17 protein-coding genes, 1 tRNA gene and 1 pseudogene are annotated in these 22,108 nt (G+C 50.1%); 6 read left to right on the top strand and 13 right to left on the bottom strand.

The features are described from left to right. Positions 1-5: 5 nt before the first annotated feature. The 5 genes from AC0TOY_RS08170 to AC0TOY_RS08150 all read right to left on the bottom strand — a co-directional run bounded on the left by AC0TOY_RS08170 (position 6) and on the right by AC0TOY_RS08150 (position 6,967). Positions 6-581 carry a class I SAM-dependent methyltransferase gene (locus AC0TOY_RS08170; protein ID WP_085803545.1) on the bottom strand — a complete coding sequence of 192 codons (576 nt, stop codon included), beginning with the start codon at positions 579-581 and terminating at the stop codon, positions 6-8. A 99-nt stretch (positions 582-680) separates the two neighbouring features. Further along, entirely contained in the window at positions 681-2,087 is a 1,407-nt protein-coding gene (locus AC0TOY_RS08165) for a heavy metal sensor histidine kinase (protein ID WP_267217170.1), read from the bottom strand. Further along, on the bottom strand, positions 2,068-2,769 hold the full coding sequence (locus AC0TOY_RS08160) for a heavy metal response regulator transcription factor (protein WP_267217171.1): 702 nt from the start codon (positions 2,767-2,769) through the stop codon (positions 2,068-2,070). The genes AC0TOY_RS08165 and AC0TOY_RS08160 overlap by 20 nt, the downstream gene beginning before the upstream one ends. Further along, positions 2,769-5,846 (bottom strand): efflux RND transporter permease subunit, encoded by a 3,078-nt coding sequence (locus AC0TOY_RS08155; RefSeq protein WP_267217172.1) that lies wholly within the window; start codon positions 5,844-5,846, stop codon positions 2,769-2,771. Before AC0TOY_RS08155 ends, AC0TOY_RS08160 begins: the two co-directional genes overlap by 1 nt. Then, positions 5,846-6,967 (bottom strand): efflux RND transporter periplasmic adaptor subunit, encoded by a 1,122-nt coding sequence (locus AC0TOY_RS08150; RefSeq protein WP_267217173.1) that lies wholly within the window; start codon positions 6,965-6,967, stop codon positions 5,846-5,848. The genes AC0TOY_RS08155 and AC0TOY_RS08150 overlap by 1 nt, the downstream gene beginning before the upstream one ends. A 239-nt stretch (positions 6,968-7,206) precedes the next feature. Here AC0TOY_RS08150 and AC0TOY_RS08145 point away from each other — a divergent pair. The 3 genes and pseudogenes from AC0TOY_RS08145 to AC0TOY_RS08135 form a co-directional block, all read left to right on the top strand. Continuing rightward, positions 7,207-7,420: pseudogene (locus AC0TOY_RS08145) on the top strand (GNAT family N-acetyltransferase); the annotation flags it as partial. Between the two features lie 16 nt (positions 7,421-7,436). Further along, a complete protein-coding gene (locus AC0TOY_RS08140; protein ID WP_473713222.1) occupies positions 7,437-7,649 on the top strand; it encodes a hypothetical protein in 213 nt (70 codons plus the stop codon). Positions 7,650-8,092: 443 nt separating this feature from the next. Beyond that, positions 8,093-10,033, top strand: a complete 1,941-nt coding sequence (locus AC0TOY_RS08135; RefSeq protein WP_267217175.1) for a tetratricopeptide repeat protein — start codon at positions 8,093-8,095, stop codon at positions 10,031-10,033. A gap of 394 nt (positions 10,034-10,427) precedes the next feature. Here the strand turns inward: AC0TOY_RS08135 and AC0TOY_RS08130 are convergent, their stop codons facing one another. Then, positions 10,428-12,080: a coiled-coil domain-containing protein gene (locus AC0TOY_RS08130; RefSeq protein ID WP_001575467.1), complete on the bottom strand. Its 1,653-nt coding sequence runs from the start codon at positions 12,078-12,080 to the stop codon at positions 10,428-10,430. Beyond that, a complete protein-coding gene (locus AC0TOY_RS08125; protein WP_172951202.1) occupies positions 12,080-13,165 on the bottom strand; it encodes a DUF4297 domain-containing protein in 1,086 nt (361 codons plus the stop codon). Before AC0TOY_RS08125 ends, AC0TOY_RS08130 begins: the two co-directional genes overlap by 1 nt. 218 nt (positions 13,166-13,383) lie before the next feature. Here AC0TOY_RS08125 and AC0TOY_RS08120 point away from each other — a divergent pair, with 218 nt between their 5' ends. Then, positions 13,384-13,566 carry a hypothetical protein gene (locus AC0TOY_RS08120; RefSeq protein WP_473721757.1) on the top strand — a complete coding sequence of 61 codons (183 nt, stop codon included), beginning with the start codon at positions 13,384-13,386 and terminating at the stop codon, positions 13,564-13,566. 453 nt (positions 13,567-14,019) lie between these two features. On the opposite strand, the gene AC0TOY_RS08115 is transcribed toward AC0TOY_RS08120, so the two are convergent. From AC0TOY_RS08115 to proB, 3 genes are all read right to left on the bottom strand, one after another. Then, a tRNA-Thr gene (locus AC0TOY_RS08115) sits at positions 14,020-14,095 on the bottom strand. A 111-nt stretch (positions 14,096-14,206) separates the two neighbouring features. Beyond that, complete coding sequence (proA, locus tag AC0TOY_RS08110; protein ID WP_473721696.1) at positions 14,207-15,460, bottom strand: glutamate-5-semialdehyde dehydrogenase; 1,254 nt, start codon at positions 15,458-15,460, stop codon at positions 14,207-14,209. Between the two features lie 11 nt (positions 15,461-15,471). After that, positions 15,472-16,575 (bottom strand): glutamate 5-kinase, encoded by a 1,104-nt coding sequence (gene proB, locus AC0TOY_RS08105; protein ID WP_008501877.1) that lies wholly within the window; start codon positions 16,573-16,575, stop codon positions 15,472-15,474. A 304-nt stretch (positions 16,576-16,879) separates the two neighbouring features. Here proB and phoE point away from each other — a divergent pair, with 304 nt between their 5' ends. After that, positions 16,880-17,932, top strand: coding sequence for a phosphoporin PhoE (gene phoE, locus AC0TOY_RS08100; RefSeq protein WP_032646978.1), 1,053 nt, complete (start codon positions 16,880-16,882; stop codon positions 17,930-17,932). 160 nt (positions 17,933-18,092) lie between these two features. Here phoE and crl read toward each other — a convergent pair whose 3' ends face one another. The 3 genes from crl to gpt form a co-directional block, all read right to left on the bottom strand. Then, positions 18,093-18,494, bottom strand: a complete 402-nt coding sequence (gene crl, locus AC0TOY_RS08095) for a sigma factor-binding protein Crl (protein ID WP_024909470.1) — start codon at positions 18,492-18,494, stop codon at positions 18,093-18,095. A 57-nt stretch (positions 18,495-18,551) separates the two neighbouring features. Continuing rightward, positions 18,552-19,796, bottom strand: coding sequence for an esterase FrsA (gene frsA / locus AC0TOY_RS08090; protein WP_045909843.1), 1,245 nt, complete (start codon positions 19,794-19,796; stop codon positions 18,552-18,554). 104 nt (positions 19,797-19,900) lie between these two features. Next, positions 19,901-20,359 (bottom strand): xanthine phosphoribosyltransferase, encoded by a 459-nt coding sequence (gene gpt / locus AC0TOY_RS08085; RefSeq protein ID WP_010427903.1) that lies wholly within the window; start codon positions 20,357-20,359, stop codon positions 19,901-19,903. A 260-nt stretch (positions 20,360-20,619) separates the two neighbouring features. On the opposite strand from gpt, the gene pepD reads away from it, so the two are divergent. Then, a complete protein-coding gene (gene pepD, locus AC0TOY_RS08080) occupies positions 20,620-22,077 on the top strand; it encodes a cytosol nonspecific dipeptidase (protein ID WP_032646976.1) in 1,458 nt (485 codons plus the stop codon). The last annotated feature ends 31 nt before the right edge of the window (positions 22,078-22,108 follow it).

Raw genomic sequence — 22,108 nt, 5'->3', positions numbered from 1 at the left:
TCTCGCTAAATAGAGGTTTCGTTAATTTTTCGTGGCGTACAGATATAAACCAGAGCAGGCGGTACATTTTTCACCACCACGACGCGTTGCCAGTAGAAATAACGCGACAATAATTTCTCTGACAGCGGGCTGTATTGAAACTGAATATAGGTTCCCTGCGGCGAGAGACTCTGATGGATTTGTCGCATAATCCGCGTTACCACACGCACCGGCAGCGATAACAATGGTAAGCAGGAGAAGATAGCGTCGTAAGGGCGAAGAAGCTGCTCCGCCGAGGCGGCAACCACCTGCAATCGTCGGTCGTTAATTGCCCCCAGTTGTTGAAGAAAGCGCGGGTTAATTTCGTACGCATCTAACTGGGCGTCTGCGCGCATCCGCGTCAGTAGCCCTTTCGTTAGTACGCCGTTTGCCGCCCCCAGTTCGGCAACGACGAGGCTGTCGCACCAGTCGATCTGATTCATCATTGTTTTGCACAGTGCAGCCGATGACGGAACCACAGACCCCACCGTGCGCGGGGAAGCGATAAACTGGCGAATATAGGAGGCATAAGCGCTGAAGCGTGTTTTCGTGGAATCAGACAAAGAGTGTGTTTGCATAACGTAAACCTGAGTGAGGAGCGGATAATGCCCATTATCCGCCTGCTATGATGACTCTCACTCAACGCCTGGATGACAATTCTGTCAGGTTGGCTTGCGCTGCGGCAGCACCAGCGTAAAGCGACTGCCCTTGCCCTCCTCACTGGTCACCGTGATCTTACCGCCGTGCATTTCGGCGATGGTTTTCACTAACGCCAGCCCCAGACCGGTATTCTCCGCTTTGCTGCGTGCATCATCCACGCGATAGAAACGATCGAAAATGTGCGGCAGATGACGCGAGTCAATGCCTTCGCCATTATCCACTACGCTGAGCCAGACATCGTTAGCCTGCTGCGTTGCGCTGAGCACGATATGCCCGCCTGCAGGGGTATGGCGTAATGCGTTTGACAACAGGTTAGAGAGCGCACGCTGCAAATGAATAGGATCGGCGTAAAACGTCACTTCACCTTCGCTGGTAAGCGTAATGTGTTTCTCTTCTGCCAGCACATCGTAGAAATTCACCAGCCGGGCGAACTCCGTTGCGCTGTTAAGTGATTCAAGCTTCAACGGTTCACGGCTATTGTCTGCACGCGCCAGAAACAGCATCGAGGAGATCATTCGTGACAGACGTTCTCCCTCTTCGACAATAGCGGTCAGCGCTTCGTGATACTCCTGCGCAGTGCGCGCTTTACTTTGCGTGACGCTGGCGGCTGAGATCAGATTGTTGATAGGGCCACGCAACTCATGCGCGATATCCGAAGAAAAGCGAGTCAATTGGGCAAACGAGGCTTCCAGCCGCATCATCATACCATCGAACGAGGCGGAGAGCGTGTTCAGCTCCGAAGGCCAATCTTGTATGGAGAGACGGGTATGTAAATCTGCGGCATGAATATGCGCGATCTCACGGCTCATGGTACGCAGCGGCAGCAGCCCGCGACGAGCCAGCCAGTAGCCAATGGCGGCGAATAGCACAATCGCCAGCGCCACCACACCCTGCATGCGCGTCCAGTAATCTTCAATAATCTCGTTGTTTTGCGACACATTGAGCGCTGCCTGCACCAGCCACGACTGATTGTCTTTAAGGACGAAATTGGTGGAGGCAATCAGGTACTTTTCACTGACCTCGTGCTTATGGTAGCGCCACGAGGTATAACTAAACTCCGGAGACGGCGTGGGGAAATCTTCCTGCGGCACTCGCATCTTGCTCGATTGCGCCCACACTTTACCGTCCGGGCTGATAATGCGCAGCGACAAGCGTTCCTGACGCGCCACGAACTCAAACAACTCCTGCTGCCAGAGATCTTTCGGCCCCTGGCGCTCGCTGATAGTGGCGGCAATCTCCTGCTGAAAGCGCAGTGTACTGCGCAACTCATCTTCGTCCTTCTGGCTCAACTGATTGCGCATGGTGGAGTACAACAGACCCGAAACGATATACAACACCAGCCCCATGGCGATGGAAAAATAGAGCGTCAGCCGCAGGGTAATAGGGAAATTACGCGGGATCAGCATCATTTCGCTCTTCCAGCACATAGCCTGCGCCGCGCAACGTGTGCAACAGCTTCACCTCGTAGCCGTCATCAATTTTGCTGCGCAGGCGGCGGATCGCCACATCGATAACATTTGTTTCCGGGTCAAAATTCATATCCCATACTAGCTCCGCCAGCACCGTACGCGACAGCACTTCCCCGCTGCGACGCATTAACAGGCTGAGCAACATAAACTCTTTCTGGGTCAGTTCAATGCGTTTACCACCGCGCATTACCCGGTGTTTAAGAAAATCGAGTTGCAGATCGCTTATCTGCATTACCGACTCATCCACCACCGGCGTATGTGCCGCTCGCCGCCGCATAATTACCCGCACGCGTGCCAGCAGTTCACTAAAAGAGAATGGTTTGATCAGGTAATCTTCCGCGCCCAGCTCCAGCCCGCGCACCCGATCATCCACATCATCACGCGCGGTCAAAAACATCACTGGCGTTAATCTGCCCGCCTGACGCACCAGCTCAAGGATTTTCCAGCCGTTCATCCCCGGCAGCATCACATCCAGGATCGCAAGGTCATATTCATTGGTCAGCAAATAGTGCAGGCCATCGACGCCATCGTTAGCAACATCGACGACAAAATCATTCTCTTTCAGCCCCTTGGCAATATAGTCAGCGGCCATAGTTTGGTCTTCGACCAGCAGTAATCTCATTATGCCTCCACCCGATCGCGCAACTGCGCTTGCTTGTCACCAACGCTTGCGAACAACAGATAAAACACAGGCGTAATAAACAGGGTAACCAGTTGTGAGAACAGCAACCCGCCGACCACCGCCACACCCATCGGCTGGCGTAGCTCAGCGCCCGCCCCCCAGCCAAACGCGATGGGCAGCGCCCCCATCATCGCGCACAGCGTGGTCATCATTATCGGCCGAAAACGCTGAATACAGGCCTGAATAATTGCATCATGCGGCGACATCCCCTGCGTACGCTGAGCCGCAAGCGCAAAGTCTATCATCATGATAGCGTTCTTTTTCACAATACCTATCAGCAGCAAAATGCCAATCATGGCGATAAACGTCAGATCGAGATTCAGCAACCGCAGCGCCAACAATGCGCCGACCGCCGCCGATGGCAAACCCAGCAAAATGGTCAGCGGATGGATCCAGCTTTCATACAGCACACCTAAGATCACGTAGATCACCGCCAGCGCAATGACAATCAACCAGATTTGGCTGCTCTGGGACTGCTGGTACAGCGCCGCTTGCCCGGCATAGCTGCCAAACACCGAACCCGGCATCTGGATATCCTGCTGCACCTGATTAATGGCGCGCGTGGCGTCCGACAGCGATTTACCCGGCGCCAGATCGAACGAAACCGTAATGGCCGGAAGCTGCCCCTGGTGGTTGACCGCCGTGATCCCCTGGCTGCGCGTCACATGCGTAAAAGTGGTTACCGGTAGCAACGTATTTGCCGACGAACGCACATAGATTTTCGACAGATCGCTCTCGTTTTGCCGGAAAGCATTGTTCACCTCCATGATAACCTGATAGCTATCTTCCGGCGCATAAATTGTCGATACCTGCTGCGTACCAAACGCGGCGTACAAATTGCTGCGGATCTGATCGATATCGACGCCCATCAGCGAGGCTTTGTTGCGGTCGATTTGTAAATCTGCCTGCAAGCCGTTGAGCTGCGCATCGCTGTTAATACCCACAAACACGCCGGTTTTCTTCATGCCGTCCATTAACTTGTTGGCCCAGTCATTTAACGATAGCCCATCACCACTGTTGACCGACTGCAAGGTGTACTGATAACTGCTTTTCGCTGAGCGACCGCCCACTTTCAGATTCTGCACCGCGCTAAAGAACGGCGTGATGCCGGGCAGATACTGGGTTTCTGCGCGCATTTGGGCAATCACTTGTGCCATCGGTGGGCGTTGCGACTGATCTTTAAGCGTCAGCACCAGTTGCGTCGTGTCATGATCGACCTTAGTCAGCATTGCGCTCACCGCCGGATCCGCGACTAGCGTTTTGCCCAACTGTTGCGCCACCACTAATCGCCCGTCATAGGACATATCCTGCGGCGTATCGATATTTACCGTCAGTTGCCCAATATCTTCCTGCGGGAAAAATCCTTTTGGCGCGCTGATATACAGCAACGCGGTCAGTACCACGGTCGCCAGTGCCGCCAGTACCATCCATAATTTATGATTCACCGCCCAGTGCAGCGCCTTGCTGTAACGGCACAGCACCGCATCGAAGCCGCGCTCGAATGCCCGGCTCCAGGCAGGTTCCGCGGCTTCGGCGTGGCTCTTTTTGATAAGCATCGGCACCAGCAGCGGAATAAGCGTCAGTGACGCAGCCGCCGAGACAGCAATCGCCAGCGAGACCACCCAGGCGAACTCATGGAACAGCAAACCCAGCGTGCCCGGCATAAAGAAGATAGGAATAAATACGGCCACCAGCGACAGCGATATCGACAACACGGTGAAAGCCACTTCTCGCACGCCAAGCAGTGCGGCGCGCCAGCTTGTCTCTCCCTGCTCGCGATAGCGCATAATATTTTCCAGCACCACGATCGCGTCATCCACCACCAGCCCAACGGCGATGGTCAGCCCCATCAGGGAAATGTTGTCGAGACTCATACCCAGCGCATACATCAGGGCAAACGCTCCCAATAACGACACCGGCACGCTCAGCGCCGGGATAAGCGTGGCGCGGAAATGACGCAGGAACAGCATGATCACCATAATCACCAGCGCAATCGTCAACACCAGGGTGATATTGACATCATGAATGGCCTGGCGAATCGATAACGAGCGGTCATTAAGCAACTGCATGTTGACCGACGGCGGCATCTGCGCCTGCAATTTGGGCAGCAACTGGTTGATGGCATCCAGCGTAGAAACAATGTTCGCCCCAGGCTGGCGGTTAATGCTCAGCACGATAGCGGTGTGTCCGTTAACCGCACTGTAGCTCAGCGCGTTTTCGATGCTGTCCTGCACGCTGGCAACATCCGACAAACGCACCGGCTGCCCGTTGCGGGTGGCGATAATCACATTGGCGAAATCGGCGGCGTTCATCAGATCGCCGTGCGTTTGCAGCATCATCATTTGCCGTTTGCCGTCGAGTTCACCAATTGGCGAGTTGGCGTTGGCTGCTTTCAGCGCAGCCTGCACATCGGTTAAGGTCAGATCCGTTGCCGCCAGCCGCTCCGGGTCAATTTCCACCCGCACCGCATAGCGTTTTTGCCCAATCACCGTCACTTCCGCCACACCTTTAATGGTCGACAGCGCGGGCGAAATCAGGTTGTCAGTAAGACGGTTAAGATCGGACAGCGTCATGGAGGGCGAATCAATGGCAATCGCGGCAATCGGCGCATCCGCCGGGTTTACCTTGCGAAATGACGGCGGCGTGGTCATCTGCGACGGCAGCTTTTTCATGGTCTGATAGAGCGCCGACTGCACATCCACGGCTGCGGAGTCGATATTCACCGAGGGATCAAACTCCAGCACAATCGTGGTCGCCCCTTGCAGGCTGGTAGATGTGAGCATCGACAAGCCTGGCACCGTGGACAAATTCTTTTCCAGCGGCGTCGCCACCGACGAGGCCATCGTCTGCGGGCTGGCGCCGGACAATGACGCATTGACGCGAATGGTCGGCATATCAAAAGATGGCAGCGCCGCCACCGGCAGTTTTGTCCAGCAGATAACACCCGTGACGATCACCGCCAGCCACAGCAGCATCACCGCAATCGGGCGGGACAGGCAGAGCTCAGCAAATTTCATCAGTTCTGCCCCACGTTTTTCGCTACCGCCACGGTCACGCCAGGACGCAGGTTATTCGCCCCTTCCACCACCACCGCTGTACCCTGCGCGAGGCCATCCACCACCGCCATCGACTGCTGGATCCGCAGCAGATTAACCGGCTGCGTGACCGCCTGGTTTTGCTTATCTACCAGGAAGACAAAATGCCCATCCGGGCCGTTTTGAACGGCCTGCGGTGGCAGCACAACAACTTGCTCGGCCCCCGCTTCAACGGTGACCGACTGAAAGGCTCCCGGCCACAGCAGACGCCCGGCATTAGCGAAATGTGCTTTTAGCGCGATGGTGCCAGTCTCGGTATTCACCGTGTTATTGATAAAATCCAGCGTGCCGCTGACTTTTTCACCTTTGGCATTACTGACTGATACCGCGATCGGCCCCTGAGATTGTGCCGCAAGTACTGCATTGAGGTTTTTTTCCGGCAACGTGAACGATACCCCGATAGGGTCAAACTGACTGACGCTCACCAACGGCGAAGCGCTGCCGGGCTGCACCAGGCTCCCCGGATGAACATTCAACGCACCGGTTTTACCACTCACTGGAGCATAAATGCGGGTATAACCGAGCTGCGCCTGCGCGGTACGGATATCCTCCTGCGCGGCGGTGTACTGAGCACTGTACTGCTGCTGCACACTTTGCAACGTGTCCCAGTCGGAGGCCGAAATGTAGTTTTGTGCTTTCAACCCGCGTCCGCGGACGACATCACGCTGCGCTTTATCCAGCAAAGTGCGCGATTCCGCCTGAGCGGCTACAGCACGGCGTAGCGCCGCCTGCTGGGTGCTATCATCCAGCGTAAAAAGTAGCTGCCCCTGCTGAACAAAATCCCCCTCCCTGAACGCCACGGTTTTCACCGTACCGGTGATCTGTGACTGGATATCCACCTGGTTGAGCGACACCACATGGCCTTGCGTCGTCAGCATTAACGGCAGATTTTTTACCTGCGCCTGCGCCAGGCTCACCAGCGGGCTGGCGGATTTATGCGGCGTGGCAGCGACGCTACTTTGGCGAAAGAAAAGGAGATAAACGACAGAGAAGCCCACCAACAGGCAAATTATCTGAAATGGCCTTGAGTGAAGTAATTTCATGGCAATCATGCGTCCGGGAAGAAATACCGCTAGTCTACAGCGCGCAGAGAGACAGAAAGCGGCTCGCCAGATGACAATTTTGTCATTTAAAAACCGTCCATCGATCACAACCTGCGCGGCTAACCATACGTTAACTGTGATCATTCTCCCGTCTTAAAGTGTCGTTTATTCATTGTAATGAAATGTAAGCGTCATCTTCGGCCTATACTGTCATCGGCAAGATGGGAGGAGAAATCACCATGTTTAGTTTCGATAATGTACTTGAGGATCTCTGGCCACAGGCCAGCCCCCTGGCAAAAAAATCTGCTCAGACGCCTGCTCTATGAGCAAGAGTTTCAGCAATTCGCCGCGCGCCACCCCCACCTGAAAGGGCTGGATATGGTGGAACAAGTACTTGAACACCTACAAATCCGCTGCTCCATTCTCGCTCACTGCTTCAAACAAATCTCTGAACAATATTCGGCAGATTATGCCATCCTGGGAGCCAGCGGCGTTACAGCTGACCGGCGAAGCGTTGATTGATTGCGGTATGATTTATAACACCATGATTCAACGGTCGAACAAGAGCTTAATTGTGGTGGATCACTCAAAATTAGATAAGGTATTTCCTTCCAATTACGCTTCATGGCAGGCTATTGACCGTATTATTACGGACAGCCCACCAGCGGATTCAATACCCTAGTCGATATTTCCGTGTGCGAGTGATGTGCTGTTGGCGGAGCAGGGCTGTGTCATTGTGGAGAGGGCGGTATCTGATATTCCTTCGTAATACCTGTGAATACAACGATAATCTGCTACCACAACTTTACATGTCAGTCTTCCAGTTTCTGGCATGACGTTGAATGTCTGCTCCTCGCTCTAAGCAGATTTCGCGGTGTTCCAGGCGGTCCGCTTCGGGCCAGGAGCGGACATTGCTGGCATCACTATGTATTAATCAACGGATAGCAGTTCAGTTCGCTAGTGATGGGATTGAGTTATCAAAAGTTGTCGCCCGCCGGCACCGCCAGCGGGGATTCCAGGCTGTACACGCTCTAAGTTACAGTTGCTTCAAATTGTTGCCAAAATACTGAAATCGAGTTTAATAGAGAGGTTGATATCTCCGTGCACAGTATATAGGGACAGAAAATGCAGCATTTGAATGATTTCCCCAAAAGAGACAGGAATCATAGGATTGAAAGACTTGCAATATCAGCTTTTGAAAATTTCCTCAGAGATTCAAACGATTTTTTTATTCAAAGTCAGGATATAAATGATTACGGCGTTGACTATCAACTTGAAATTACTACAAATGGTCAAGCAACTAACATTAGATTGTTTGTTCAATTGAAAGGAACTGAACAAGAATTAAACAATGATGGTTCGATTAGTATATCTGTTAATAGAGCTAACCTAAATTACCTACTAATGCATCCTTATTCATTCTATGTATGTTTTCATGCTCCAAGTAATAATCTAAAAATAACATTCGCCGAAGCCGTAATAAGGGATTATGAACAATCTGAAAAACAATGGATTGAGCAAGAAACATTGACTGTAAAGTTCATTGAGGATATTTCCGAGTCTCGTTTGCATGAAATCGCAGAGGTGGCGAGGTTTAACGCCATAAATAATCGCAATGCAAGAATCGATTTGATAACCAAACCTATTTCAAACATTACTAAGGCTATTAATAAAGCCATACCTAAGATACATATACCGGAAGATAAAAAGTTAGCTCAAGAACTGCTTAACTCACTATATGAAAATAATCATGACGATGTGATAAGTGCTAATTTCGATGAGTTTTTAGCTATTTTCGGCGCCAACCATCCAGCTATGATCGTTCCATATATGTCGGAAATAAATAAAGGCATGGACAAAGTTGATAGTAATGAAGAAAGGATCTTGGATGGTATAAAATATCTTAGAGAAAGAATCGATGAGGGTAATATAAATAAGATGAGTTTATATTATTCATTAGGTAATGGATATACAGCTCTTGAAAGAGACAAAGAAGCTATTCAAGAGTATAAGAACGCTCTGGGACATTTGGTTGAGGAAGGAAAACTAGCTGCACAATGTTACAAAAACATGGGTAGCAGTTATTCACGATTGGGGAAAGAAAATGAAGCTTTTGAATGCTATAAGAAGGCACTGGATTTAGAACCGAACTTAAATGAAGCTAATTTAGCGGTAGGTGTTATTCATAATCGTAAGGGTAATTATGAACTAGCATTGGAGCACTTAGATTTAGTTCTTTTCCCAAGGAATCATCAACATAAAATCATCTTTGTTGAAAAGTGGCGCATAAATACTCTTTTCAATATGGAGGATTATCGCTCGGCATATAGAGAGATTAATAGTTTATTAACTCGAAATGATAATAAAGATGAATTGTGGCAATGGTGCTTGATGTTAGTTGCTACGTTCTGTCGAACCTCGCCTGTTTCTACTAAGTTAAGCTTGCCTTTTTGGACTCGCTTTTTAGAAATGCATCCGAACCACCCTGATGCATCAAGAGAAATTCTATTAGCGAAAAATTATCTAAGAGTAAATGATAATTCATCTAAGTACTCGTATCATGAATTTAAAAAAGAGTTTGAGATGCGAATACAAAATGTTAATGATGAAGATACTGCTTTTCTTTGGGATCGTATAGGCCATTGGGCTCAAGATGAAGATGAATGGGAAGATGCAACGATGTATTTTCGTAAAGCTTATGAGATTGCTGGTGGTGAATATGGGTACTGTCTCGGAGTTGCTCTTAATCAACTTGAGCGCTTCAAAGAAAGCTTACCTATCTTAGTTGAGCAAGCTGAAAAAATTCAACCTGATGATTTTAGCTGGTTCCAGGTCGCAGTTGCATACGAATTTCAAGGATATATCCAAGAGGCAATCGATTCTTATGAAAAATGCTTATCATTAAACGAGAAAAACGAACTTGCTTTGTTCAATCTTGGAGGGCTGTATTGGAATTCGCGAAATTATGATGAGGCAAGCCGGGTGTGGAAACTAGCAGTAGAGTATTATCCTGATCATGAACTTTCGCATAAACTTCGAAAGGATATTCCATTTATTTTGAGTTGAGCAACTTCATTAGCAACGAACTTAGCGTCAGAATTTTTAATCAATCATGTTGACCGACCACTTAGTGCTGTGGATTTAACAGGTCGATTCAGTCGTTCAGGTGCCTCTGACCGCCGAACGACAATCTCTGATTCGAGCTGCTAATATGACCTACTCCCAGTCGATTAGCACCCGGCGTGTTAGCAATACCTTACGAACTTCCGCTTTTCGCTCACAGCGGACCTTCAAACCAGCCATCTCGTCCGCTCTGTGCCGAAAGCTGAAGTAGCTAATAGCACTTATTGTTGATCAATGAAGAGCTGGTCAATTGAATAGGCTAATTTAATTGATAGCTAGCGTAACTATGAGGAGACACACTCATAGTGATGAGCGTGTTCCCATATAAATGATCAGATTATGATAACGCAGCTCGTTCATAAAGAGGCATAATCTCTTGATAAACCTGATTGTAAAGCTCTGATTTTAGCAGACTGTATTTTTCAGTCATAATAAGTGTTTTAAACTGATTCGTTTCTCTTTCAAATGAAACTGAGCCGATAATTAGCTGGCTATTAGTTGATAAACCATTAATACATAAATCGAATAACTTTTTTGTTGTACGCGGATCTGGATCTTGTTGTTTAGGCGAGTCAATTACTACTGGAAGCATAGGACTTGTCGATTTATCTTCTATTGTTTTTAGAAGAGCATAGTGATAAGCCAATATTGATCTTGGAGCACGGCTGCCTGTTTCGCTCTTAGAAATCGGACCATATTGAAGAATAGTTCCAACTTTAGGATCTTTGATACCTAACTCAGTTTGCGCAAACTTCAGTGACTCTTTAAACTTATCATTGATTTCTTTTGCTCGCTTTTTATCTTCGAACTTTGCTATTTCTTTTGAAAGCTGAGTTCTAGCAACATCCAATTCGCCTATTTTTAGCAGTAATTCGTTAATTTGCTCATCGAAAGTTACCTCAACCTGCTTACTTGCTTGAGACTTAATAACGTCTTGAAGAGTCAGTTGCTCTTTGACTTCCAGAAGCATGTTTTTGAGTTCTGAGCTTAAGCTTATAGCCTGTTTCAAATCTTCTTTAATTTTAGAGAGTTGATCATCATATACAGATTTTTCCTCATACAACTTTGGTATGATTTGCAATAGCTTTTCTTTATTCTCAAGTACTACATATCTTGCTTCTAAGCCTGCCGATGGTAGCAAAGAATCTATATCATTTTCATCGAGCTGTCTTTTTGATTCCTCTATTTCTGTTACTAATTCATCTCGTAGAGATAATATTTTTATGAGCTTAATTCTGTATTCTGTTTCTTCTTGATGTAAGTCTTGGCACTTACGAAGGAAACGTTCCAGCAGCTCTTCATAATATTTTACATCCACATCGAAAAGTACTCTTCCAAATGACTCTTCGAATCGCTTTTTAGCTCTCTTTAGAGCTTTTAACGTCGTTCGGATTTCAACAAGATCGATATCAATTAAATTAATCTTTCCTTGTAAAGTATAGTACTCCTTTGGTTTTACACCAGTATGAAAATTCAAGATATTTTTTTGCCAGTCCTCATACATAGCCAAACTGCTAAATGAATCTAAAACTTTCCCCCAACCGTTATCTTGATCAATATAGTAAGGGAGATAAAGACTTGCTGGTTGTGCTTGTCCCTGAACCAAATTAGTTTTAGTCACAAGCTCCAAATTGAAATCAAAGACATCACGCACAGCTAATGCAATCTCTGCACGAGAGCTAGAGGTCACTAAGTGATGCTCTTGTCCTGCTGTTATATCGAAAATGGAAATACGTTTTTCGTGGCGAAGAAACGCATAGTCACGATTATTAACACAAATAACAACTTTTGAAACAAAGTTATCTTCTTTCCACTTTTTATCCAGTCGAACATCAGCACCTAATGTATGATATAAGCTCTTAATAAAGCTAGACTTACCTGTGTCGTTCTCACCTGTAATGATATTAATATCAGGTGAGAACTTGAAGGAGAATCCTTTCTTATCGCGAAGGGATAATATATGAGCACTTTTAAAGTATATGCTTTTCATTATTCACCTCCCTCTAAGAGCTTCTGAATTATTGAGTAAATAACTATGCATTCTTTCTTCCCTGACTTTAAAGTCAATGCATAATCTGGACAAAGTGCATCAATTTTGTACATGGTTTCAGTTAGATATAATTTCAAATCCGAGTGAGCACTCGCCTCATCGTAAAGGCTAATTGCATATTCTAGATATACAGTCGAAGGATTTTTTTTGTTTTGGTTAAGGTCGATGCAAATTTGTGAGAACATGGCTTGCAGGATAATGAGCTGAAGCGATGTTTTGCCAAGATCATTGAATAGGGGACTAGCTTTGTCCCAATCAGGCTTTAAACTATTACTTGCATTCAAGGAATCAAGCACACCATTCAATGCTTCTGATGAGAAACCCTTTCGTGAGATAAGTTCAGGAAAATTAATAATATCTGCGGATTTTACCTTGGATTTTTCTCGACACGCCTGTTCAAGCAAAGAAGCTAATGCATTAACACTCAGGCTAATGCTATCGCCAAACTTCTTGCTAAGGAAATCGCATAGTTTACCTTTTAGATGTGTAATGTGGTCATCTAGGCTTAATGAGGATTGAACGAAACGCATAACAGAAAGATCGATACTGGAGTCATCAAGCTTTACTTGATCTTTGATTGCTTTCTTAAAGCTCGTCTGATACTCCACTTTGACTTCATTTGCACCAAAACAAGACTTACCACCGTTTTCCTCACATAGATTGAAAGAAGCATTAGTAACAAAAAGGAGCTTGGGTGAATATTCGGCGAAATTCTTTTGATGAATAAATAACTTACCGATGATAGATATTGGGTTCTTCTTGGTGCTATTACTAAGAGTGGATGCAGTCCAGTGTTTCTCTCTTGTTTTTACTTGAGCAAATGTGAGTTGTGTTGGAGAAACTTCGTCATCAAGAATAAGAACATCATCATGATATTCGAAGATAAACACATAGTTCTTTTCATCTAGTTCATATTCCAGCATTTGAGATAAAGCCCAGCAAGTTTGATAGTCAAACCCACGTTGAGCAATCTCACCGCCTCTTTCAGACTGCGGAATACTAACTAATGTTTCAGCTAACCCCATATACTCCCTTATGTTGAGTTCAATGGACTCGCGTAACAACATCATTAATCCGATTGAATACAAATAGTAGCATTAGCACGAACTATTGGGTAACACATTCTGAAAGTTAAAAATATGTGAGTTGCAACATCGAAACAGGGAAGCTAAGTAAGCGACTTTGTCTCTAGCGAAGTCATAGCTCTATTCGTTCAGAGGAGGACCAAGAGTCTTTGAAGTACGTGCTGGCGGCGCTCGCCAAGCGTTTTGGAGGCGATGAACATGGTGAAGACTATGAGAAGGTGCGATCGGTTGCCTTCACACGTTTCTACGGCGAGGACGACGAAGATGGTCTTGTTAGTCTGCAGCGTTTCACAGTTGGGTTAGTCCAGAGCTTGATGGCTGAGATTGTGACCTGCTCCTAGATGATTAATACGCCACTATGCTGGTAATGTCAGCAGATCGCTCAAAGCTGCCTGTCAATAGTAGGGTATCGAATGCATTTTTTTGTTAGATATGACTAAGTGAAATGCAAATGGGTCGTCAAGTGAATGCAATAACCTAAATGGCAGACTAAACGTGTTTGAATGCCTGCGTAGGTTATTGTAATAACATCCTTTAGGTCAAACTGTGCTGGCTGCGAACTGGACTGACAACATCCGTAACCAGAAACCATCAAAGTAGTAATATTGCTCAAAAGACAAGATCGACGGGAGCTACAAGGTAACACGTGCCGTTAGCATACCCTTGCATTGAGCCACAAACAATCTCACTGTACTTGCCACAATTTTGCCACATCTACAACGCGCAAAATTGCACATTAGTGTTGAACAAAGCAAAACAATGCAATAATAACTTGATGATTTTATTATAAAAGATGGTGCCGATAATAGGAGTCGAACCTACGACCTTCGCATTACGAATGCGCTGCTCTACCAACTGAGCTATATCGGCCCTGAGAGGCCGGTTACGAGTGTAACCACGGGGCAAAAGGTTAGATCTATCCGGGTGATGCGTCAATGCCCTTTTGAATCAAACGGCTACTTTTGCATCACCCGTTATTATTTACGCACGAATCGTATCGTCGCCGAAGCCGATCCACTTGTACGTGGTCAGCGCTTCCAGCCCCATCGGACCGCGCGCGTGCAGTTTCTGCGTGCTGACCGCCACCTCAGCGCCGAGGCCGAACTGGCCGCCGTCGGTGAAGCGGGTGGAGGCATTAACGTACACCGCAGAGGAATCCACTTCGTTCACGAAGCGATCGGCATTGCGCAGCGTACGCGTCAGGATGGCGTCAGAATGCTGCGTCCCATGCTCACGGATGTGTGCAATGGCGTCGTCAAGGTCGGTAACGATTTTCACGTTCAGATCCAGTGACAGGAACTCGTCGTCGTACTGCTCCGCGTTGACGGGAACCACGTTAGCCGGGCCATCCTGCAGCAGCGCGAGCGCACTGGCGTCAGCATGCAGCGTCACGCCGCTCTCTGCCATCTGTTTGCTCAGGGCCGGCAGGAAGGTGTTCGCAATATCCTGATGCACCAGCAGCGTTTCAACGGTGTTACAGGTGCTTGGACGCTGGGTTTTCGCGTTAACGATAATCTTCAGCGCCGGTGCAATCTCAGCGCTATCGTCGACCACGATATGGCACACGCCGATACCGCCGGTGATCACCGGAATCGTCGACTGCTCCCGGCACAGCTTATGCAGGCCAGCGCCGCCGCGCGGGATCAGCATGTCGATGTATTTGTCCATGCGCAGCATTTCGTTGACCAGCGCACGATCCGGACTCTCGATCGCCTGCACAGCACCCGCCGGTAAGCCACACTCTTCCAGCGCCTGCTGAATGACTTTCACCGTCGCGGCGTTGGTGCGCCAGGTCTCTTTCCCACCGCGCAGAATAGCGGCGTTGCCGGTTTTCAGGCACAGGGAGGCGACATCCACCGTCACGTTTGGACGGGCTTCATAAATGACGCCGATAACGCCGAGCGGCACGCGGCGGCGCTCCAGGCGTAAACCGCTGTCGAGCAGCCCGCCGTCGATTACCTGCCCTACCGGGTCGGCCAGATTGCAGACCTGACGAACATCGTCGGCGATGCCTTTCAGGCGGGCCGGGGTCAACGCCAGGCGGTCGAGCATCGCTTCGCTCAGACCGTTGCGGCGCGCTTCCAGTAAATCCTGCTCGTTGGCGAGCAAAATTTCCTGTGACTGTGATTCCAGATAATCAGCGATTTTTTCCAGCACGCGGTTTTTCTCGCGGCTGGAAAGGAGCGCCAGTTTGTAAGAGGCGGCCTTCGCGGCAGCGCCCATTTGTTCCAGCATGTTCTGGCTCCTTAACGAATAATCATGTCATCGCGATGTACGGCAACCGGGCCATATTCGTAGCCCAGAATGGCGTCGATCTGCTGCGAATGGTGACCCGCGATGCGGCGCAGGGCATCGCTGTTATAGCGGCTTACGCCGTGGGCGATGTCGCGGCCTTCGAGATTACGGATACGGATCACTTCACCACGGGAGAAGTTGCCTGTCACGCTTTTAATTCCTTTAGGAAGTAATGAACTTCCTCGTTCCAGAATCGCGGCGGTAGCCCCTTCATCGACGACGAGTTCACCAGCCGGAGGCGCGCCAAATATCCAGCGCTTGCGGTTTTCCAGCGGGGATTCCTGAGCGTGGAAACGGGTGCCGACGGAGATGCCTTCCATCACGTCACCAATCACGCCTGGGCGGCTGCCCGCCGCAATGATGGTGTCGATACCGGCGCGGCACGCGACGTCAGCAGCCTGCAGCTTGGTCCCCATGCCGCCCGTTCCGAGGCCGGACACGCTGTCACCGGCGATGGCGCGCAGCGCATCGTCGATACCGTGAACGTCGGTAATCAGCTCGGCTTCCGGGTTGGAGCGCGGATCGGCAGTGAACAACCCCTGCTGATCGGTCAGAAGCAGTAATTTATCGGCACCGGCCAGAATGGCAGCCAGCGCAGAGAGGTTATCGTTATCGCCTACTTTGATTTCAGCGGTAGCAACGGCATCGTTCTCGTTAATGACCGGAACGATATTGTTGTCCAGCAGCGCGCGAAGGGTATCGCGGGCGTTCAGGAAGCGCTCTCTGTCTTCCATATCCGCACGCGTCAGCAGCATCTGCCCGACGTGGATGCCATAGATAGAGAACAGCTGTTCCCAGAGTTGAATGAGTCGGCTTTGCCCCACGGCGGCCAGCAGCTGTTTGGAGGCTATCGTCGCGGGGAGTTCGGGGTAACCCAGGTGTTCACGCCCGGCGGCAATCGCCCCGGAGGTCACAATCACAATACGATGCCCTGCGGCATGTAACTGAGCGCACTGACGTACAAGCTCAACAATGTGGGCGCGATTTAGGCGGCGCGATCCGCCTGTTAAAACACTGGTACCGAGTTTTACCACCAGCGTCTGGCTGTCACTCATGATTCTCTGCCGTTCAACGATAAGGGAAAGTAATGTCGAACGAACGTTTTAGCAGGAGTCAGCCCCGTTGCCAACTGCCTTAGCACATCGCGAAACACTTTGTTGCGCGGGATCAGGAAGCGTAGCGGGAGAATTTGACACTTTTATTACCGAAATAATAAATCACAGTTTTTTAAAATTATTCTTAGTTTGTCATAAAAGTTTCATTCCAGAACGATAAAACCCTTCCTGTTTTTTCACGGGACTTAAGCATGAGCTTATCGTCCAGCGAATTTTTTAGCGCGTTTATAAGACAGGATCGAAAATGAAAAAGAGCACTCTGGCATTAATGGTTATGGGCGTAGTGGCTTCTGCATCCGTTCACGCAGCTGAAGTTTATAATAAAGATGGTAATAAGCTGGACGTGTACGGCAAAGTGAAAGCCATGCACTACATCAGCGATGATGCCACCAAAGATGGCGATCAGACTTACGTTCGTTTCGGTTTTAAAGGCGAAACCCAGATTAACGATCAGCTGACGGGCTATGGCCGTTGGGAATCTGAATTTGCAGGTAACAAAGCCGAGAGCGACTCCTCTCAGAAAACCCGTCTGGCGTTCGCGGGCCTGAAGCTGAAAAACTTTGGTTCTCTGGATTACGGTCGTAACCTGGGTGCCCTGTATGACGTTGAAGCATGGACCGACATGTTCCCTGAGTTCGGCGGCGACTCTTCCGCGCAGACCGATAACTTCATGACCAAGCGTGCGACCGGTCTTGCTACCTACCGTAACACCGACTTCTTCGGCGCGGTTGACGGTCTGGACATGACCCTGCAGTACCAGGGCAAAAACGAAAACCGTGACGCCAAGAAACAGAACGGTGACGGTTTTGGTACCTCTCTGACCTATGACTTCGGCGGCAGCGATTTCGCCGTCAGCGGCGCTTACACCAACTCTGACCGCACCAACGCGCAGAACCTGCTGGCGCGTGGCCAGGGGCAGAAAGCCGAAGCCTGGGCAACCGGTCTGAAATATGACGCTAACGATATTTATCTGGCAGCGATGTATTCAGAAACCCGCAATATGACGCCAATTTCTGGCGGATTTGCAAATAAAGCGCAGAACTTTGAAGTGGTCGCACAATATCAGTTCGACTTTGGTCTGCGTCCGTCCCTGGGTTATGTCCAGTCTAAAGGCAAAGATATCGAAGGTATTGGTGACGAAGATCTGGTGAAATACATTGACGTTGGCGCGACCTATTACTTCAACAAAAATATGTCCACCTTTGTTGATTATAAAATCAACCAGATTGACGACAAAAATAAACTGGGCGTGAGCAGCGATGACATCGTTGCCGTGGGTATGACCTACCAGTTCTGATGATGCGAAATAAAAAACCGGCCTGTGCCGGTTTTTTTTATTTCGGGGATTAATGCGTGCTGGTGCCCTCACCCCGGCCCTCTCCCACGGGGAGAGGGAGAAAACCATCATTTTTTGTAGGCCGGGTAAGGCGAAGCCGCCACCCGGCGCTGGGACACCATCAGGCAGTCAGCTTCACCGCTTCACTGGAAAAGTTATCTGCGGGCTCGAGCTTGAGATCCAGAGTCGCCAGCAGTGCGCGTGCCTTATCATGGAACTCTTTAAGCGTATATTCCAGGCGGTCAATCACTTCCTGATCTTTAATAGAGGTGGCCTGCCAGTTGCCGTCTTTATTAAACAGGCCAAACTGGTAGCTATACGTAAAGCGTTTTTCCTCTGCTTCCATTTCCATCCACCAGCCCCAGAATTCACGTTTTTCGGGTGCAGGCTTCACGTTGACGCATACAGCCAGGCAGTCGAAAAAAAAGCGATTCTCTTCACACTGCTCTTCTCGAATATACGGGCCGAGAGCCATAAACTTCTTAATCAGTCTACTTTTCGGGTGTCCACTCGGTAACGTCATTGCGATCTCCTTTTGTGAAGCCACTGTTTTACCAAACCAGCAAAATTTAGCAATCTATTAACACAATCTCTGAGCGATCCAGCGCGTAATCTCTTTCAGCGCTTTATCGAAATTCTGATAGACCGGGCTGAACGGCACTTCTAACAATTTGCCATCCGCAGATGACGACGTGATTAAGCGCGACTCTTCTTCCGGACTGAACGGATCGTTTTTCCAGAATCCCGACAGCATCGGCGTTGGGCAGCGACGTCCCAGCAACCCTTGCGTTTTTAACGAGTAGCGATTGAGCTCAACGCGCAGCGCTTCGTCTGATGCATCATGCATGCCAAGACGGCTGGCCAGCACATCAAGGTACATTTCAGGTACGCTCCCCTGGCGTGCAGGATCGCTGAGCAGGGCGTGAACGACCGGACCAAGGCAGGCGACGGCTTTCAGGCGAGAAGATTCAAGGTAAGCCAGACGCACCGCGACGTTTGCACCAAAGCGGAAGCCAAATGCCGCCACGCGGGTGTGGTCGACCCACGGAATGTTTTCCAGCGCTTTTAGCGCATGCTGGTGCAGCAGGCTGGAATCCTGAGTCAGTTTCCATTTGGAGGAGAAGCCGATTGAGGGCATATCCAGCGTCAGCATGGCGATCCCTTTTGGTGCGAAGTAACGCTCATACAGGCTGTAATAATCGATCTGCAACGAATCCAGCCCACCGCACATAAGGACGGTCGGGAACGGGCCTTCACCTTCAGGCATATGCAGGAACCCGGTAATGGATGACCCACCCGGAATGGTAAACTCGAGTTCGCGCATCTGGCCCGGCAGGCGTTGAGCCGCCTCTTCATAGGCGCGATTCGCCAGCGCCTGTGCCTGCTCGGCCAGCTCATCACCTTTCAGATGTGGATACGCGGCAATGGCGTAGAGATTGGCCGCATGCAGCCAGTGCTTGCCGCTGCGCGTGGCATCCTCTTCCTGGGTGGCTTTCTGCTGCCAGAGCATTGCCTGTTTAGACCACTCGTAGATCCAGTTTCCGCCGCGATAGCCCACTACCGTATCATAGAGTTCGCTGTCGGTACGCTCGGCTTCACTCATCACGATACGCGCCTGCACGTCAAGGATTTCACGAGGATCGATACCGCGCCAGACCCACATCAGGCGGTTAATCATACGATACCAGTGGGGCACGTTTTTACCGTCTAACGCGGACTGGACGGCAGGCTGGGTACCCGGATTAAAGCGACGCACCAGCGTCGACGTTTCAGGGTGTTTGAAACGGGGTTTGAAAAGTGTCTCGGTGAGATTCGCCTGCGTCATTGCGTTGCCTCCATGAATACGTCATATGAAGACTATTGTAACGCGTGGCAGGCCAAAAAGAACAACGCCCGGCATTGCCGGGCGTGTAAAGTTACGTACTGGGATTAACGGCCTGAAATCGGCGGTACGAAGACCACGCCCATATCCCATGGCTGTTCAATCCAGGTATCCTGCGGGATATCAATCACGTAATCGTCAACCAGCGGGCGGCCCGCCGGTTTCGCGAAGATAGTGACGAAATGTGCTTTCGGATACATTTCGCGGATAGCGACCGCAGTACCGCCGGTATCTACCAGGTCATCAATCACGATGAAACCTTCACCGTCGCCTTCCGCGCGTTTCAGCACGGTCAGCTCACGCTGGTTGTCATGGTCATAGCTGGAGATGCAAACGGTATCGACATGACGAATACCCAGCTCACGTGCCAGCAGCGCCCCCGGTACCAGACCGCCACGGCTGACGGCAATAATGCCTTTCCACTGTTCGGAAGGCATCAGACGCGCAGCCAGTTTGCGTGCGTGAATCTGCAACATGTCCCAGGTGACGACGTATTTTTCGCTCATGTGAAGTGTCCCAGCCTGTTTTTATACGGCTTAAAAAGTGTTCGAGGGGGAAATAGGTTGCGCGAGATTATAGAGATCTGGCGCACTAAAAACCAGTGTTTAGCGCCCTCTGCCTGTGTTTTTACATGCTTTATGCTACCAGCCAGCGGAGAAAGTGGTATTCTCAGTTTCATCTCGCAAGCCTGACTTGTGGTAACTATTAACCTGCTAACCCTGTGACCTGCAACCTTGTTTGCAGCGCCTCGACAAGGAGACTTATCGTGTCTGAACTGTCTCAATTATCTCCGCAGCCGCTGTGGGATATTTTTGCCAAAATCTGCTCCATTCCACACCCTTCCTACCATGAAGAACAGCTTGCCGAACATATTATGGGCTGGGCGAAGGAAAAAGGTCTGCATGCGGAACGTGACCAGGTTGGCAACATTCTGATCCGCAAACCCGCCACCGCAGGCATGGAAAACCGCAAACCGGTTGTGCTGCAGGCGCACCTGGACATGGTGCCACAGAAGAACAACGACACCGTTCACGACTTCACTAAAGATCCTATTCAGCCGTACATCGACGGCGACTGGGTGAAAGCACGCGGCACCACCCTGGGCGCGGATAACGGCATCGGTATGGCCTCTGCGCTGGCGGTACTGGCTGACGACAGCGTTGAGCACGGTCCACTGGAAGTGCTGCTGACCATGACCGAAGAAGCGGGCATGGACGGCGCGTTCGGTCTGCAGGCGAACTGGCTGCAGGCGGATATCCTGATCAACACCGACTCTGAAGAAGAAGGTGAGATCTACATGGGCTGCGCGGGCGGGATTGATTTCATCTCTACCCTGCCGCTGTCACGCGAAGCGATTCCTGCCGGTTTCCAGACCTTCAAGCTGACGCTGAAAGGTCTGAAAGGCGGCCACTCCGGCGGCGATATTCACCTGGGTCTGGGCAACGCCAACAAGCTGCTGGCGCGCTTCCTGGCAGGCCATGCGGCTGAGCTGGATCTGCGTCTGGTTGATTTCAACGGCGGTACCCTGCGCAACGCGATCCCACGCGAAGCCTTCGCCACCGTGGCAGTACCGGCGGCAAAAGCCGACGAGCTGAAAAAACTCTCCACCGTATACCTGGATATCCTGAAAAACGAACTGTCGGCGAAAGAGAAGAACCTGACCGTGGTGCTGGAATCCGTCTCCACGGATAAAGCCGCGCTGACCGCGAAGTCTCGTGACACCTTCGTTCAGCTGCTGAACGCGACGCCAAACGGCGTGATCCGCAACTCTGACGTGGCGAAAGGCGTGGTGGAAACCTCGCTGAACGTGGGCGTGGTGACCATGAGCGACGACAGCGCGGAAATCATCTGCCTGATCCGCTCCCTTATCGACAGCGGTAAAGAGTACGTGGTGAGCATGCTGGAATCGCTGGGTACGCTGGCGGGAGCAAAAACCTCTGCCAAAGGCAGCTACCCGGGCTGGCAGCCGGATGCAAGTTCACCGGTGATGGCGCTGGTGCGTGAAACCTATCAGCGTCTGTTCAACAGCACCCCGAACATTCAGGTGATCCACGCCGGTCTGGAATGTGGTCTGTTCAAGAAGCCGTATCCGGATATGGACATGGTATCTATCGGGCCAACCATTACCGGTCCACACTCGCCGGATGAGCAGGTTCATATCGAAAGCGTTGGCCATTACTGGACGCTGCTGACGGAACTGCTGAAAGCGATCCCCGTTAAGTAATTCCCTCACCCCAGCCCTCTCCCACAGGGAG

This window comes from Enterobacter sp. PL_is379 (genome assembly GCF_055817355.1).
This window is presented reverse-complemented; position numbering and strand designations above follow the sequence as displayed.